Source organism: Brenneria nigrifluens DSM 30175 = ATCC 13028, assembly GCF_005484965.1.
Taxonomy (GTDB): domain Bacteria; phylum Pseudomonadota; class Gammaproteobacteria; order Enterobacterales; family Enterobacteriaceae; genus Brenneria; species Brenneria nigrifluens.
The window spans coordinates 2,902,839-2,917,747 of record NZ_CP034036.1; the positions used below are offsets into that span (position 1 = coordinate 2,902,839).

18 protein-coding genes are annotated in these 14,909 nt (G+C 48.8%); 2 read left to right on the forward strand and 16 right to left on the reverse strand.

Annotated elements, in window-relative coordinates:
- Nucleotides 1-11: 11 nt before the first annotated feature.
- The 6 genes from motB to dsrB form a co-directional block, all read right to left on the reverse strand.
- A complete protein-coding gene (gene motB / locus EH206_RS13620) occupies nucleotides 12-1,064 on the reverse strand; it encodes a flagellar motor protein MotB (protein WP_009113354.1) in 1,053 nt (350 codons plus the stop codon).
- On the reverse strand, nucleotides 1,061-1,948 hold the full coding sequence (gene motA / locus EH206_RS13625) for a flagellar motor stator protein MotA (protein ID WP_009113355.1): 888 nt from the start codon (nucleotides 1,946-1,948) through the stop codon (nucleotides 1,061-1,063). The genes motB and motA overlap by 4 nt, the downstream gene beginning before the upstream one ends.
- A gap of 132 nt (nucleotides 1,949-2,080) precedes the next feature.
- The gene (flhC, locus tag EH206_RS13630) at nucleotides 2,081-2,659 is read right to left on the reverse strand and encodes a flagellar transcriptional regulator FlhC (RefSeq protein ID WP_009113356.1); all 579 of its coding nucleotides are present in this window, start codon (nucleotides 2,657-2,659) and stop codon (nucleotides 2,081-2,083) included.
- 2 nt (nucleotides 2,660-2,661) lie between these two features.
- A complete protein-coding gene (gene flhD, locus EH206_RS13635) occupies nucleotides 2,662-3,012 on the reverse strand; it encodes a flagellar transcriptional regulator FlhD (RefSeq protein ID WP_009113357.1) in 351 nt (116 codons plus the stop codon).
- A gap of 525 nt (nucleotides 3,013-3,537) precedes the next feature.
- Complete coding sequence (locus tag EH206_RS23070) at nucleotides 3,538-3,684, reverse strand: hypothetical protein (RefSeq protein ID WP_156803278.1); 147 nt, start codon at nucleotides 3,682-3,684, stop codon at nucleotides 3,538-3,540.
- Nucleotides 3,685-4,476: 792 nt separating this feature from the next.
- Nucleotides 4,477-4,677 carry a protein DsrB gene (gene dsrB / locus EH206_RS13645; protein ID WP_009113358.1) on the reverse strand — a complete coding sequence of 67 codons (201 nt, stop codon included), beginning with the start codon at nucleotides 4,675-4,677 and terminating at the stop codon, nucleotides 4,477-4,479.
- A 412-nt stretch (nucleotides 4,678-5,089) separates the two neighbouring features.
- Here dsrB and EH206_RS13650 point away from each other — a divergent pair, with 412 nt between their 5' ends.
- Entirely contained in the window at nucleotides 5,090-6,754 is a 1,665-nt protein-coding gene (locus tag EH206_RS13650; protein WP_009113359.1) for a methyl-accepting chemotaxis protein, read from the forward strand.
- Nucleotides 6,755-6,930: 176 nt separating this feature from the next.
- On the forward strand, nucleotides 6,931-7,149 hold the full coding sequence (locus EH206_RS13655; protein ID WP_009113360.1) for a KTSC domain-containing protein: 219 nt from the start codon (nucleotides 6,931-6,933) through the stop codon (nucleotides 7,147-7,149).
- 672 nt (nucleotides 7,150-7,821) lie between these two features.
- Here the strand turns inward: EH206_RS13655 and EH206_RS13660 are convergent.
- From EH206_RS13660 to EH206_RS13700, 10 genes are all read right to left on the reverse strand, one after another.
- On the reverse strand, nucleotides 7,822-8,085 hold the full coding sequence (locus EH206_RS13660; protein WP_009113361.1) for a hypothetical protein: 264 nt from the start codon (nucleotides 8,083-8,085) through the stop codon (nucleotides 7,822-7,824).
- Nucleotides 8,082-8,459, reverse strand: a complete 378-nt coding sequence (locus tag EH206_RS13665) for a hypothetical protein (protein WP_009113362.1) — start codon at nucleotides 8,457-8,459, stop codon at nucleotides 8,082-8,084. Before EH206_RS13665 ends, EH206_RS13660 begins: the two co-directional genes overlap by 4 nt.
- Nucleotides 8,444-8,989 (reverse strand): lysozyme, encoded by a 546-nt coding sequence (locus EH206_RS13670; protein ID WP_009113363.1) that lies wholly within the window; start codon nucleotides 8,987-8,989, stop codon nucleotides 8,444-8,446. The genes EH206_RS13665 and EH206_RS13670 overlap by 16 nt, the downstream gene beginning before the upstream one ends.
- The gene (locus EH206_RS13675; protein ID WP_009113364.1) at nucleotides 8,976-9,260 is read right to left on the reverse strand and encodes a hypothetical protein; all 285 of its coding nucleotides are present in this window, start codon (nucleotides 9,258-9,260) and stop codon (nucleotides 8,976-8,978) included. The genes EH206_RS13670 and EH206_RS13675 overlap by 14 nt, the downstream gene beginning before the upstream one ends.
- A 66-nt stretch (nucleotides 9,261-9,326) precedes the next feature.
- Nucleotides 9,327-9,464, reverse strand: a complete 138-nt coding sequence (locus EH206_RS23075) for a hypothetical protein (RefSeq protein ID WP_009113365.1) — start codon at nucleotides 9,462-9,464, stop codon at nucleotides 9,327-9,329.
- The gene (locus EH206_RS13680) at nucleotides 9,464-11,668 is read right to left on the reverse strand and encodes a right-handed parallel beta-helix repeat-containing protein (RefSeq protein ID WP_009113366.1); all 2,205 of its coding nucleotides are present in this window, start codon (nucleotides 11,666-11,668) and stop codon (nucleotides 9,464-9,466) included. Before EH206_RS13680 ends, EH206_RS23075 begins: the two co-directional genes overlap by 1 nt.
- A 15-nt stretch (nucleotides 11,669-11,683) precedes the next feature.
- Nucleotides 11,684-13,294, reverse strand: coding sequence for a phage terminase large subunit (gene terL, locus EH206_RS13685; protein ID WP_009113367.1), 1,611 nt, complete (start codon nucleotides 13,292-13,294; stop codon nucleotides 11,684-11,686).
- Nucleotides 13,291-13,638: a hypothetical protein gene (locus EH206_RS13690; protein ID WP_009113368.1), complete on the reverse strand. Its 348-nt coding sequence runs from the start codon at nucleotides 13,636-13,638 to the stop codon at nucleotides 13,291-13,293. The genes terL and EH206_RS13690 overlap by 4 nt, the downstream gene beginning before the upstream one ends.
- Nucleotides 13,639-13,702: 64 nt before the next feature.
- Entirely contained in the window at nucleotides 13,703-14,110 is a 408-nt protein-coding gene (locus EH206_RS13695; RefSeq protein WP_009113369.1) for a bacteriophage protein, read from the reverse strand.
- Between the two features lie 2 nt (nucleotides 14,111-14,112).
- A complete protein-coding gene (locus EH206_RS13700) occupies nucleotides 14,113-14,871 on the reverse strand; it encodes a tetratricopeptide repeat protein (protein WP_009113370.1) in 759 nt (252 codons plus the stop codon).
- Nucleotides 14,872-14,909 lie beyond the last annotated feature (38 nt).

Genomic DNA, 14,909 nt, shown 5'->3' on the forward strand with positions numbered 1-14,909 from the left:
TGAATCGCGGCTTATTGAGAAAGGGGCGCCTGGCTGTCCGGCGCAGCAGGCAACGACGTCGTCGGCTGCTGGCGCTCTGGAGCAGGAACTCCATTAACGGGTTGCGGCGGAGTTTCACCACTTCCATCCATATTATTATTACTATTGTCGGCAGGCGGAGTGGTAGGTTTAGGATTTTCCAACTCCATATTTTGTAAATTTTCCGCTTTGTCTACATTTAACGCATCGCTTTCGGCGTTTTCATGTTCAATATCCCGCTGCGCCTGCCTATTCAACACCAGCAGGCTAATGCGGCGATTAATCGCATCGTTACCGTCGACCGCCTGTTTCAGACTCATGGTTGACGCCATGCCGACCACGCGCAGCACTTTACCGTCGGCCAGCCCGCCGATAAGCAGCTCGCGGCGGGAAGCATTGGCGCGATCGGCGGATAATTCCCAGTTGCTATAGCCCCGCTCGCCTCTGGCGTACTGTATATCATCGGTATGGCCGGAGATGCTTAACTTATTGGGAATATCATTCAGAATAGGGGCTATCGCCCGCAGAATGTCGCGCATATAAGGCTCCACCTGCGCGCTGCCGGTCTGAAACATCGGGCGATTCTGGCTATCGATAATCTGTATGCGCAGCCCGTCATCCACCATTTCGATCAGCAAATGCGGGCGCAGCGCGCGCAGCCGCGGGTCGGCTTCAATAAGCTGGTCCAATCTTTCGCGCAGCCTATTCAAACGGATTTCGTCTAGTCGCCCCTCCAACGTATCCATTTTAATGGTCCTTTTAACCTCGCCATCCTGTTGGGTGACATCATCCCCACCGCCGGGGATAGGACTCTCGCTTTCGCTGGATTTACTACCGCCGGTTAAGGCTATTTTTAATGGGGTGCGAAAATACTCGGCAATCTGGGCCAACTGCATCGGTGTGGAAATGGCAATCAGCCACATCACCAAAAACAGCGCCATCATCGCCGTCATAAAGTCGGCATAGGCAATTTTCCAGGAACCGCCGTGGTGGCCGGCATGCCCGGATTTGCGCTTTTTACGAATAATGGGGTGCTGATGTTTCATGCGTCATTTTCCGCTGCCTGCTGAGCGGGAGCTTTCACCCGACGGATATGCTCTTCCAGCTCGATAAAGGAAGGCCTTTCCGTTGAGTATAATGTCTTACGACCGAACTCTACGGCGATTTGCGGCGCATAACCGTTGAGGCTGGAAAGCAACGTAACCTTAACGCATTGTAAAACCTTTATTTTTTCTGAATTTTTCTGACGCAGCAAAGTTGCCAATGGCGACACAAAACCATAAGCCAACAGAATCCCCAGGAAAGTCCCCACCATGGCGTGGGCAATCATCATTCCCAGTTCCGCCGCGGGACGGTCGACATATGCCAAAGAGTGAACCACCCCCATTACCGCCGCCACGATACCGAACGCCGGCAAGGCATCGCCGACCATGGCGAGGCTGTTGGCCGGTACATCGCTTTCGTGTTCAACCGTTTCGATCTCTTCATCCATCAGCGTTTCAATTTCAAACGCATTCATGTTGCCACTGACCATCAGCCGCAGATAATCTGTAATAAATTCAACGATATTACTGTCGGCCAAAATACGGGGGTAGCTTGAAAAAATTTCACTTTCGCGGGGATTATCAATATCGAATTCCAGGGAGAGCATGCCCTGCTGACGGGACTTGGCCATCAGCCGAAAAAGCAGCGCCATAAGATCCATATACAACGCCTTATTGTATTTCGATCCTTTAATCAGCAAAGGTAACGCCCGCCCCGTAGCTTTTATCGCTTTGCCATTGTTGCCTACGATAAAAGCCCCCAGGGCGGCCCCGGCGATAATCAATACCTCCGCGGGTTGATAAAGCGCCCCCAGGGCCCCACCGACCATGAGATAACCGCCAAGTATCGACCCCACAGTTACGAGATAACCCAATATAACCAGCACAAGAATTCCTTATACGAAAAGGTGGGCGGAAAGTGAGATAAAACGCAGGTATGAAGCCAGGAATTACTTGAGGAGAAACCTATCACTGTCCTCAATAACAAACAGTGATAGATTCACAAATCGCTACCAAGCTCAGACTGCGTGTTTTACCTGTTCATCCAGCAGTTGAGGTATAATATCGGCAAGATTTTGCGAAAGTTTACGTCTTTTTACCGCCCTGGATGGGGGCTGACATAAGCTGCAGACAAAACTGTTTTTTGGCTGATGAGCGTGGGTGATAAACATACCGTTGCAGCAATTACACGCTGAGAGTTGCAGCATGCCGCTGTCGACAAATCGAACCAGCGTCCATGCGCGAGTCAACGCCAGTAAGGGCGTATCATTTTTTGGTGAACACTGTTCCAGATAAAGGCGATAGGCTTTGATTACCGCCTCAACGCCGCTGCATTGCCCGTGTTTCAGCAAGAAACTATAGGCGTTATAGAACATGGATGAATGAATATTCTGTTCCCAAGTCATAAACCAATCCGTTGAAAAAGGCAGCATTCCCTTTGGCGGCGGACTTCCTCTAAGTTCTTTATATAGCTTAATCAAGCGTCCGCGACTTAACTGCGTTTCACTTTCCAGCATCTGCAAGCGGGCGCCCAGAGAAATAAGCTCCATCGCCAGCTGGATGTCTTTCGCTTCCTTAACAATACTTTTCTCCGCCATTACTATGCCCTTTTCTTAGGCTGGTTCTCTTCTTTCGAAGTTGACTGTTGTAATAGATGGCTCGACAACAAAATACCGGTATGGATTTGCTGTAAATCATCCACACGCGATTCTTGAGTCAAGAGTTTGATGGTATTGTGATCGTTAAAACGGAAATGACATATCAGTTGGTTGGTTTCAGCTAATTTAACCATCTGCGGCAAAGTCAGCTGCATCAGCATATCCGCCATTGTTTCGTCAATACCCAGACGAAACATTGCAGAGGCTTTTTCGTCATTAATTAAACGTTGTGCCAGTAACAAATAAGACAGATTAATGTCATAAATGTGCTTGAGTAATTCAGAGGTACCCATATTTCCCATCCCGATAGGCTATGTTTAAAACATAAGTTAGGTGATAGACCATATCGCCCGGTTCAAAAATCACTCTCCATTGATGGCATAAAAAACTATCAGTGCCAGATACTAGCTGCTATTTTTTATCTCTAATGCAGGACAGTGAGTACTTCCGCCAACTTCCATCATGATGCATCCATTGCGCATCGCATCCCTACGTTCCCAGCGCTTTAGATCCCGTCAAGGTCCGTTACAGCCAAATCATAGGATTATTCCTAAAACAGCGCAACTGTACCGCCTAATCCTTAGCACATACAACGCGAGCGAAGAATGATTATAGTAATTATGTGACATGGATCACAAAATTGGAAGAGCTATGGGTGATTTTCGATCAGCAGGTGTTCTTGCTTACTCATTTTTGGCACAAAAAACTGTATCAAACGTTACAAAATAACATTCTGTATGCGCAGACAAAATACTTTCTCTGCTATCTAAATGATAGATAAACGAAAACAAGGATTATCTTGGTATAGCAAATTTACATTAAGACATCCATTTATGTTCTTTACCAAAAATTTGCATTCCTTTACGTACTGAAACAGTATCCATCCATTGCTTAGCGGTTTCAGCTCTTATCCCCGCTCCCCTGTTTTTTGCCGCGCCCCCCCCTCCGCTTTTACGTTGACGCATTGATGCGGGTTTCCACGTTCTTTAATAAATTAAAAAACGCAAAGGTTACCCGATTAAGACGCGCAAAGGAAAAAGCGGCAGAAACTGTCGTAATACACCTCGCCCGCCAGTCAGACAATTAGTCAACTGCGACAATAAAACTCCATTGGACATGGCTATTAATAATTAGGAAACTTGCTAATTAGTGATTTTAAAAAATCGATATATTATATCTGTGTTATATCAATGCACTGGGCAGTTATTAATAATCCGCAAGCATTCAATTTACCGGCCTGATTCAAACACCACGCAACCAATAATATATGGGCACAAAAACGCCTAACATCAAGTTATTACTTTATTACTCCGTACCGAACGACGGCTGATGCAGAAAACCATTCACAAAACACGCGACAAATACCATGCCCGACGTCTTATCGCCATGCTGATATTGCAACGGGGCGTTACCGTCAGCGATGTCGCCTGAATCCTCTGCTAACTATGGCAACAATGAAATTGGCACATTGAGCCGAAACGTTCAGTAGATACGGTTATCGTTGGCTGCCACGGTAACAACCGTGCGCGAAAACGCGGACGCAATCTATCAAGGCACTACAGAGATCTGCGGGAGAACAAGGGCGAGGTTTCACCGTTGTGGCCGGAGAAGATAGCGCCGACAACCCGGCCAACGCCTTCTCTGGCGTTAACCCGGCAAAAAGCCACAGCGGAGAATGGTAATTGGGAGACCTTTTAACGTAGCGGACTAAAATCCGCAGCGGGTGTTGATCCGACCTCTGGTCAATACCCGCAACATCACTCCGCTGAAGACGATTTAAACTCCACGAATGTCCCGTCTTTGCTTTCAACTTCGTTAAAGAACCAAACGCCCGCGGGATAATCTTCCAGCGCTACCAAATACATCGTTCCTTCCTGAAATTCTTCAGCGGCCAGAATAACGCCTTCCCTGCGGGTCCTACCGTCTGTCTTGACCGTTACTAAATCATTCACTTTCATAAATTTCTCTCAAAAACCTCTCTAACCCCAAGAAACGGGATAATCGTTGCTAAATATTATAACCCGCAAGGAATATCTGACATATTTAGCGCCGCGCCAGCAGTGTTACCTTTTTCGCTTCGAGCCATTATTTATCCTGCTAATTATACCGTTAGTTTTTATCCTTTACACCACGGCCGCATTATTTCCTGGCGGTTACAAAAATTAACATTAATCAGGTTAAATAATTTCAAACCGTTATGAAGCCCACCGTTTACACGCCGATAACAGAAACGCAAGAGACATACCGTCATGGATAATTGATCAGACTGTAAAAATTCACCAGCAGCCTGGCATCTGAAGGGAAACGCTAACGCGATCCTGTCTTTTTTAGGATTAACCGCCTTATCATTTTTTCACCGGGATTTACACTATGAGATTTGTACGCAATATCAAAATCAGAACCATGATGATTCTGATTCTTATACTATTTTCTTTATTATGGGGCGGAGTATCGGCCTTTGCGCTGTACTCGCTAAGCCAATTGACCGCCGAGCTCAAGTTGACCAACGTACAGCAAAACAACGGCGATATTATTAATGGCGCCAACGGACAGTACTATCGCATTATCAGCGCCCTGGAACGTGCCACACGCGCAAAACAAAATAACAATACCGCAGAAGTCGAACTGGAGCTTAAGTTGGTTGAGGGGGAACTGGCGAGGATCAAGGTCGGCCTGGAGGAATTTAAAACCACCGATCATGCCAACATCGCCCCGGCCACCATTGACAACATTTATAACAGTTCGTACCAGCTTTACACTAACGGCGTGCTGCCGCTCTATGAGGCAGTCAAGGCCGGCCGCGTTGATGAGTTCATTCAGTATGCAACCCAGACATATCGCCCTTTACGCCAAAATTTCACCGATGCTATCGATGAATACAATCTGGTTATTGAAAAGTTGAAAAGCGAGGCGCAAAGCAGAATCGACTCCTGGGTCCACTGGTGCCAGTACGCGCTGATTCTGGCGCTGATTACCGGCTTGATCATCGTCTTGCTGACCGATCGCTATCTGGCCATTTTTGTGGTCAAACCGCTCGAGTTGATTAAAAAGCACCTTCAGGTCCTGGCGGTTGGGCATTTACACACCCAAATGCTCGATATGGGCAAAAACTGCGTCGGACAATTGATTCCTTTCGTTCAGCAAATGCAAAACAACTGGATCACAACCGTATCCGAAATTCGTGGCAGCGCAGAAGAGATTTACCGCGGTTCCGGTGAAATATCTTCCGGCAATACAGACTTATCTTCACGCACGGAGGAGCAGGCATCAGCACTGGAGCAAACCGCAGCCAGCATGGAACAGCTAAGCGCCGTGGTAAAACAGAACGCGGACAATGCCAACCAAGCCAGCGTATTGGCGCAGAACGCCTCCAAAACGGCAAACAATGGCGGTGAGATTGTCGGCGATGTGATCAAGACGATGGGTAAAATCACCAGCAGCTCGCAGAAAATCGCCGATATTATCAATGTCATCAACAGCATTGCTTTTCAAACCAATATCCTGGCGCTGAACGCGGCCGTAGAAGCGGCCCGCGCCGGAGAACAAGGACGCGGATTTGCCGTCGTCGCCAGCGAGGTACGCAGCCTGGCGCAGCGCAGCGCCCAGGCTGCGAAAGAGATTGAAGGATTAATCGATGAGTCGGTGGAAAATGTAAAAACAGGCTCGAACCAGGTAACGCTTGCGGGTGACGCCATGGAGAACATCGTCAAGGCGGTGACCAACGTAACGGATATCATGGGTGAGATTGCTTCCGCCTCAAACGAGCAGAGTAAAGGGATCACCCAGGTTGGTCAGGCGATGGTGGAAATGGACAGCGTGACGCAGCAAAACGCCGCTCTGGTTGAACAGTCAACCGCGGCGTCAGCATCATTGGAAGAACAGGCGCGCCGTTTGACGAAAATTGTCTCTATCTTCAAACTTTCCGAAGCAGCGGAAAAAAACCGGGAAAGAACGCCGGCTAAAGCGTCGCACGCGCTGCCATCAGCCGCGACAAAGAAAACAAGCGGCAATACCAGCAATTGGGAAACGTTTTAAGCGGTATGAAAGCGGGCGATAGCGCCCGCTTTTACTCAGCAACCACCATTGGTCAAGCCGCCAGCCAGATGAAACTCCGCTGTACATTCAACAGATAAGCATGATCATTAACAACACGACGGGCCAAAAATCCTTTATAGTTCCATGCAAGGTTCCACACAAAGGAGGAGCAGTCATTGCAGCGGCAATTCGTTTCATCATCAAGGATTCGTTCGATTGGATACGACCCGGAAAAACGTATCCTTGAAATAGAGTTTCATAACAAAGATATCTATCAATACATTAGCGTTCCTGAACGCATTTACGGGAAATTCATTTCTGAAGCCGTGGTTTCCAAAGGCCGCTTTTTTGATGGGGTAATAAAAAACAAGTACCTGTGCCGAAAAATCAGGTAACGGTCAGAATAAAGCGCCCCCCCCCTCAAGTAGACCATTCAAAGCCGGGATAGTCCTTAGCCGTGCGTTTCCACGGTATCAGTCCCCCTTTTGCCAGGCACTTCAGGTGATGTACCTCAAGAAAGGGTGAGCCGTCAGCTTCACAAAAGGGCTGGATTGCGACAACATTCACGCACGTCGTTCGCTTCCTGAATAAAATGATGTTAGCTATCATCAGCCGTCCTGGCGGGCCAGTTCTCCATACGTAGTCCCGGCGCGGCTTCCCTGCCCCTAGGATATTGTACCCAAAGAGGCATGTTTAGCGCAGGCAAGACGGGGAGCAAGCACGCTTTGGGATTTGGGTAGGGGGTCTCTGGTGTCGCCACTCTGCCGCCATTTTGTCGCCACTTTCCATTTTCCAGGCACAAAAAAACCGCCTGCTTGGCGGTTAACGACATTGCTCTACATTCTTGTTTTAATTGAGTTTTTATCGATGGTGCCCGGAGTGGGACTTGAACCCACACAGCGCGTACGCCGAGGGATTTTAAATTCCTGATGTTTATCTTAAAAAACAATTAGTTATTATTTATTTTCCTAACAAAAACAAAATAAAATATATTTAATATCAGCATGTTGCGATATCGATAAATCACATTTTAGGAAATTGCGCGGTGATGGCGTGGAAAAAATTATTCACTCACTGCAGGCGGTGATGGCCGCCAGCAATTGCCTTTCATATCCGGTCCGCTGGTGCCGCTCGGCGCGCAGCGCCCGCATCTGTTTGTCAATCGTGGAACCGATTGGTAATTGGTCAACAGCGAACGCTGGCCGCTCGACCGGAAAAGCCTTGCACGGAACGGCTATCGGTACCTTAACTTCGACATAAACCGGATCCGGCGCTGGAGCGTTGCCACATCCGGCCAGTGCCAGCGCCACCCATATCGCCCACCGCTTCATTTCGAACGCTCCCGCCGTAGCTCATCGTCAAACGCCGATGACGCAGCCATACACGCATCGCCCTGCGTCTGTTCCGCCAACACCGTGTTGGCAGCGGCATAATCGCCCTGTGCTTCCCGCTGCGCATCCAGCTTGGCTTTCTCGGCGTCTGCGGCGCGCAGATCGGCCAACACCTGTAAAGCCGTCACCGCGTTGTTTTGTACCGTTATCGTGGTATCCTGCTGGCGCCTGGCACCTTGGCATTGCGTCAGCTCCTCGTTCAGATTGTCGATAGCCGGCTGGTAATGCCGCGCGGCCAGCCAAGCGCCAGAGCCGACGATAGCGGCCAGCGCCAGCATAACGATAATAACTTTCGCGATTATCTGCCAAGGCATAGCGCCCTCTCTTTCGCCCTGCGATCGACGAGCCCCGGCAATTTTTTACCGCCGCCGTATACCCAGCGCGAAAGCTGATCGCACGCTGCCGTATATGTCGTATCAAGAAGATAGCGGTACATCGTTGACGTGAGGAACTTTGAGCACCCGGCGTTAAAGATGAAAGAGCCAATGCCATCAAATACACCCTGCGGCAGCCGAAACCCGAGTTTATTTTCAACGTTTCTTTCAATGCAGTTCTGCGCGTCCATGGCGTCCATAGCGAACCATCTGGCAATCGTCGCATCATTGGCTACCGGATCCAGCCCAACACCATCGCCAGTGTGTCCTATGCCTTGGGTAGCGATTCGCGCGGGGCAAAGATAGGGATCGCGCCGGCATCCCTCGGCGTTCGCCATGATTTCCAGCGCTTGTTTGCTGAACCGTAATGGGTTGCCGTTCACCGATCGCATATCGGGGGCCATGCTCAGCACAAGCGCGATTATTCCACCTATGGCGCAGACGATGGCGGATGATTTACGCGTGCTCATCGGCGCCACCTTTTATGTTTTTCGTGGCCGCGATAAATTCTTTCGGGGTTATGGATTGCTCCTTTACGCCGGCCAGGAGTATTTCAGTTTGTCGGCGAGCTTCCGCCGCAATGGCTTTATTTTTTCTGGAATTAGAAAGGTAGGTAAGGACGGTGAATATTGCAGTAAACACCGCCCCAATGGCGAAAATCACGTCTTGTGTTGATAGCGTGGTTAAAAAACCTGTCATCCATGACCAAAAGTAAGAATCAGAGCTGCCACTTGTTTTCATGATATGCATTGAGCTGGTTGGTTATGGCTCAATGCTATGTTTGCGAGGCGGTCGGTTTCCCGACCATTAAACATCATCCACTGAAAGCAACATTAACTTTTCAGATAGAAGAATTCTAACATCCGATGGAACCATATTAAACACAGAATTACCCAATTCATCCTCAATCTGTTCTTTCAATTCATCATAATTAACATCAGGCATTACAAGCTCCCCCATTCAGACCTTTTTGTTTCAACAGTGTATGCATCATCGAAATCAGAAACAAAATTACCCGCCACATATGCCGAACCATCCCATTTAGTGATAGTTGTCGTGCTTTCTGATGTGGCATAAACCTGATACGTGTTGCCATTAATTGTTAGATATTCCCCTATATTACCGAAGTGACCATTTAAATCAGTATACCCATCAACCGTGTTGTTAAATCGAGCGTATGCGGCCCAAGACGTGTTTCTAACAATAACGGCAGTAGCCCTGGTAAAATTATTCTCCCCGGAGTTTGCAAGGTAGGAGAAGTTCGCTTCATCAAACTTAACCGAGCCATTCAGGCGATTGGGGTAGTTGCTCGGGCAATTACGCGGCGAAAATAGTGTAGGAAAACCCGCTGCTTGTGTCCCGAGGAAGCTTTGCTCATAGATTCTACTGCGGATAAGGGCGGATGCTTGCCGATCTAGCTCAATTAGTAATTTAGTTATACCTGTATGGGTATTTATCCCGATAGTAAGGTTATTGATTACTGCACTACAGCGTATTGCTGCATATAAATCCATGAATACATTATCAGCAATGTGGTACGCACCAACCTGATTTATTAGACGGATGCCCCGGGTAGACTCTGCATCGGCACCTTTAATATAATTTGCAGTTATAGAAATGCGGCTAGCGTTTGAATTTATTCTATTCCCGATTACACCCACGCTGCGCGCCAAATCTATATTGTTTCCAGTTATCAGCGCATTACCACAGGATTCCATGAATATGCCATGTTTGTTATCTCGCAAATTGTTATTTGCAATTGTAAGCATGGCAGCTAGACCTATACCCGTAGTCGCCGAGTTATTACCCTCCACGTCTATGCCGTTGTCACCAGAATTAATGACGGTATTACCATGCACTAATGCGCCGTTAGGGCGCTCTAATTGAATTCCAATATAGTGCACATTATTCACGTAACAATTAATTATCTGAGCGTTAGAACATCCATAATCAGATGAGCTACTTCCAGACCTGCGTAGATATATTCCTCCGGCGGTAGAGTCTTTAACGTTAACTCCATTTATAACAACATTTTCTGAATCAACAATGTTGATGCCATTAATACCACTACCAGACGCTTCACCGTAGGCACCATTTATTGTTATATCGCGCACACTACAGTGATTAGCAGCACCCAGCCAATTTGTAATCACAGCACCGGAAGATGCGCCAGTAAACCCTTTATCAAGTGTTATCTGCCCATGACCACAAATATGTACACCCGCCTTAATGCATAACGCTCCTCGTCCGGCCGCCACTTCACCCGGGATAAGGGTAGATGCGGGGTTGAGCGACACAAGATAATTTTTTGATAGATATACGTCCGCAGACGTACCTGTTTGTGCATATACAAGGGACGCAAAATCAATAGCCGACTGGATTGAAATGCGGTCATCAGCAACGCCATCCCCTTTAGCACCAAACATTTCAGGGGTAATATATGTAATGGATTTATCAAGGTAATCGCCAAGATTACCCGTATAAACAGATTCCCTATTGTAACCAGTGAGGTATGATCCAGTCGGTTTTGCTAATTCTATCAACACATCGGCGGCCGAACCTGATACAGGGATCATGACGACAGGATCACCGGCATCATTAAAGGCGGGGACCTTGTTTTTTCGATACTCAACAGACGGAAGCGCGGAGATGAAAGATTCAGGTACTCGCAGCGTTTTATTTAGATTGGCATTAACCCATAATTTAGTTGCCCCATCCTGATTATTGATAGGATCTCCAAGATTCTCAATACGGAACCCCTGCGCATTGAACGGACCTCCAGAGATAGGGCGCGCCAACACAAAAGTAAAATTAACAAACGCCTGTTTAATAGCCATCCAAAGCCGATCGAAATCTTTGTTTACCGTATCAGCCAATAAGTCGCCATTGTCTTGATATTCAGTGGTTCGCGTTGCGGGAATAACGCGCTCCAGCGTAATGACGCTGCCCGCCAGCGGCGCGGTTAGGAATGCAACCTCTCCGCCGTTAACGTTTCCAATACCTGACACGGTAAAACCCGTAGAAATCTGATCGCCATCAATATAAACGGCCAGATCATCAGACCGCAGCAGATAAAATTCATAGGGGAATACGGTAGTTACGCCGTTGGCCGTGTAGATGTTATAAGGGGTTTGTTCTGGAACAGCCATGGTGTCAGCCTCAGATTAGTAGTCTGTAGCGACCTCGCAATCGCCATCGTATGGCTGCCAATTTTCCCGCGCCCCGGCGGTCGGTTTCCCGACCAACTTGCCGATGCGTACCGGCGTCTGACTTATTGCGCCGGCGCCGGAGTCTATATAGTCGTCCGGCTGGTTGGTGATCGCCGGGTTGAAGTCGCGCATCTGGTCGTACATCGGGCCATCGAGCACATCGCTGTGCGCCCACAGGAATTTAGACGATAGTGGCGCCTCAAACGCATCCAGAATGCGTTTCTGTTTGTTAGTGGTGGAGAATTCTTCTTGCACGCCGCAACCTGTGCCTTTCAGCGCCTGGCGCAGTAATTTTCCGGCGAAGCTGCCTGGCCCGTTGACTTCGACGGCGACGCGGGGGATCTGGTATTTTGTGACCAATTCGCGGATCTGTACTACCTGTCCGCCGGTGATTTTGTCGTTATCATCGAATTCCGCCAGTTCGCCAGTCAGTTCCTGACAGACGTGCCAATACAGATGCCCGCGCGCGTCTGTCAGCATCAGAGTAAATGCGCTGGCATCCGCTTTTACTTTGCCCGTTGCCACGTCCCACCACGCCACGGCGCCAACGATCTGCAGATTACCCAGCCACATCGAACAGCCGCCGTTGGCGTAGCGGATTTCTGGTTGTACGGCATACTCGCGGATGCGATCGGGATCCAGGCGGATATCCCCAACCGGTTTGCTATGCAACTGGTACTGGCTATCCCAGCCGTTTAATGTTCTGGTTTTCTTCCGCCGCCGGAGCATTTCGGCACGCGTAAACCGCTCTGGCCATTCGCAACCTGCGTAGCAGTCAATGGTCATGTCTGGCGCTTCGGCGAATTCAATGCCGGAATCAGTCAGCCGATAGTCGGTTCCCTCCGTCAGCAGCCGGGCGCCAATATGAATTCCGGTAAAAACATACTCGGGGCGGAATGGAAGTGTGTATCGCGTTTTTTTCGCGTCCCTGGCCTCTATGCGGTGCTCCTGATGAAACAACTTGATCGTTAGACAATCCGCCCCCATTTTTTCCACCTCATCGTAAAGGCTGTCATGGGTGTGCGGTGTGCCGATATACAGCGTCCGCCCGCCCGGCACCAGGATGTGCGTCTGCTCATCCAGCCGGTAACGCAGCTTTTCCCGCGCCTCTGGCGTCTGAATGTTTTTCGGCACCTCCACATCATCGTTCTGGCATTCGTCGGCGCGGGCGGATGTGACGTTAGATAGAATGCCCTTTGCGTACATGCTGGCGTTGCGCTTATCGAGAGAGTTATTAACCCACCACTGTTCAACCGTTCCCTGCCCGTCCGGCAACATTCCACGCGTCAGTGGGTGATTGCGTAATACGTTTTGCGTGTCTCGGCTGGTTTTGTATGCCGTGCCGTCAGATTCTGACTGATGCAGGATCCGGTAGGTGTTATCCCGGTAATATCGCCAGGCGTTATAAACGGCGAGGATTGTTGATTTCCCGAAACCACGAAAGCAGCGAAGCACCGCCAGATCCCCGCGGTGCTCCAGCCAGTTTACGGCGCGCCAGTGGCAGTCCGGCACATCCCACCGCATACGCTCCGCCCACATAATGAAAAAGGCGACGAAAGAGATCATTTTTTCCCTTTCTGCATCCCCTGAATGCGTTCAATTACCGCCGCCGCCTCACGCTCTGCCGCTGCCACCTGCTGACCCAGCGAAAAGGCTTCATCGTCCGGGTTATTTTCTCCAGGCTTACCGCCGCGGGTGTGCATACCAATCAGGGAATGAACTTTCGTTAACAGCGTCAGCGTGGCCGCCGCGTTTTTTTTGAACCAGTAGCGATCGCCGCGTTCCTGCTTTGTGTGTTTGTCGATGGTTTTACCAGCGCCAGGCCAGTTATCCGGATCGGCCTCTGTCAGCACGGTATCGGTGAGCTTATCGCTCAGGATGGTAAGACGCGATTTGTAGTCGTCGCTCATAAAAAAAGCCCCATGATTAACATGAGGCTATGATGCTGCGGCCGGGTGGTCGGTTTCCTGACTATTAAGGCTTGCTAAGGCTATCAACGTCCCGGGCTACTTCCTCGGCAGCCACAACCATCTTTAGCGCATCGATTCTATTGATTTTCTTTTCCAAAGCATAATCAGCATCGCAGCGCTTCTGGTGTGCGGACCTTAATTTCATGCCGATTTTTTCAGCGGTGGGGCCATCAAGAGAATAATCTTCTGCCGCGTCCCCACTGCACAGGTACTCGCTTAGCCTTTTATGCTCACCGAAAGGAAGTCTGTTACCCGCTTTATCCCGGTCGGGGGCCTTATCAATAATGATACTTTTCACGGAATGAAACATAAAATAGTACGAACGGCTTATTGCGTTTCTAGTCCACTGTTCACCGCTGTTTTTTAAAGAGTCTTTGGCGATATCTAAAAAGCAATCCCGGCTTACAGGCATGGCTACTCTTCCTCGGCTATGGACTCGAAAAACGCAATGCAATTTTTTGATTTAATGCCTTGGGCGATCAATCTATCGAAGAGCATGTTATCCAGCTTAACCAGATAATGGGGATCTGTCGTATCCACCCCGTAGGCGAAGCCGTACTCACCAGAACCATCATGGGTTACTCGGGTGGAAACTAAAGGAAGGTGCTCTTCTTCAGCAATATGCATAACAACAGACGACATTTCCGATAACTCATCCGAGATCGTATTACCTGCATTTTTAAGTTGAGAGTAAACAGACATAGCTGCCTCAAACAAAGTCTTATGAACGCCGTGGAAGTTGCGCTGGATATCCATTTTTTCGATCACTGGATACGCGGAATCCATTATCTCCCTATCGGCCCAACTAGAACCCCACACGAATGCAAATTCCAGCATCACAGGGATACGATTACTTATACCGCGCCTAAATACTTCCCTTGCTTTACTGAACTGGCACCATGAATGAAGGGCTGAAACATAGTTTGACCAACTTACAGACTCACCAGGAGACGAGGAAATGGACATTTCAAACAACCTAATCCCTTCCTCAACATCCCCCTTCAGAAAGGAGATCATTCCTTCAACACACCATTTTTGGTTTAATTCCCTTATGCTGCCGGCCTCTTTAGCTGCCCTTCGCAGTTCCAGCTCGCTAAGAAGATTGCGACCTTCTGTAATAGAAGGTTTTAATTTCTCAATTAAACTATTGGTTTTAGGTTCGGGTACGTGCATGTATGAAAGCGCTGGCTGTTTTAGACTTTACTAACTAT

Coding starts and splice junctions, on each gene's coding strand:
- motB (WP_009113354.1), bottom strand. CDS start 1,064: ATGAAACATCAGCACCCCATTATTCGTAAAAAGCGCAAATCCGGGCAT.
- flhC (WP_009113356.1), bottom strand. CDS start 2,659: ATGGCGGAGAAAAGTATTGTTAAGGAAGCGAAAGACATCCAGCTGGCG.
- flhD (WP_009113357.1), bottom strand. CDS start 3,012: ATGGGTACCTCTGAATTACTCAAGCACATTTATGACATTAATCTGTCT.
- EH206_RS23070 (WP_156803278.1), bottom strand. CDS start 3,684: ATGCGTCAACGTAAAAGCGGAGGGGGGGGCGCGGCAAAAAACAGGGGA.
- dsrB (WP_009113358.1), bottom strand. CDS start 4,677: ATGAAAGTGAATGATTTAGTAACGGTCAAGACAGACGGTAGGACCCGC.
- EH206_RS13650 (WP_009113359.1), top strand. CDS start 5,090: ATGAGATTTGTACGCAATATCAAAATCAGAACCATGATGATTCTGATT.
- EH206_RS13660 (WP_009113361.1), bottom strand. CDS start 8,085: ATGAAGCGGTGGGCGATATGGGTGGCGCTGGCACTGGCCGGATGTGGC.
- EH206_RS13665 (WP_009113362.1), bottom strand. CDS start 8,459: ATGCCTTGGCAGATAATCGCGAAAGTTATTATCGTTATGCTGGCGCTG.
- EH206_RS13670 (WP_009113363.1), bottom strand. CDS start 8,989: ATGAGCACGCGTAAATCATCCGCCATCGTCTGCGCCATAGGTGGAATA.
- EH206_RS13675 (WP_009113364.1), bottom strand. CDS start 9,260: ATGAAAACAAGTGGCAGCTCTGATTCTTACTTTTGGTCATGGATGACA.
- EH206_RS23075 (WP_009113365.1), bottom strand. CDS start 9,464: ATGCCTGATGTTAATTATGATGAATTGAAAGAACAGATTGAGGATGAA.
- EH206_RS13680 (WP_009113366.1), bottom strand. CDS start 11,668: ATGGCTGTTCCAGAACAAACCCCTTATAACATCTACACGGCCAACGGC.
- terL (WP_009113367.1), bottom strand. CDS start 13,294: ATGATCTCTTTCGTCGCCTTTTTCATTATGTGGGCGGAGCGTATGCGG.
- EH206_RS13690 (WP_009113368.1), bottom strand. CDS start 13,638: ATGAGCGACGACTACAAATCGCGTCTTACCATCCTGAGCGATAAGCTC.
- EH206_RS13695 (WP_009113369.1), bottom strand. CDS start 14,110: ATGCCTGTAAGCCGGGATTGCTTTTTAGATATCGCCAAAGACTCTTTA.
- EH206_RS13700 (WP_009113370.1), bottom strand. CDS start 14,871: ATGCACGTACCCGAACCTAAAACCAATAGTTTAATTGAGAAATTAAAA.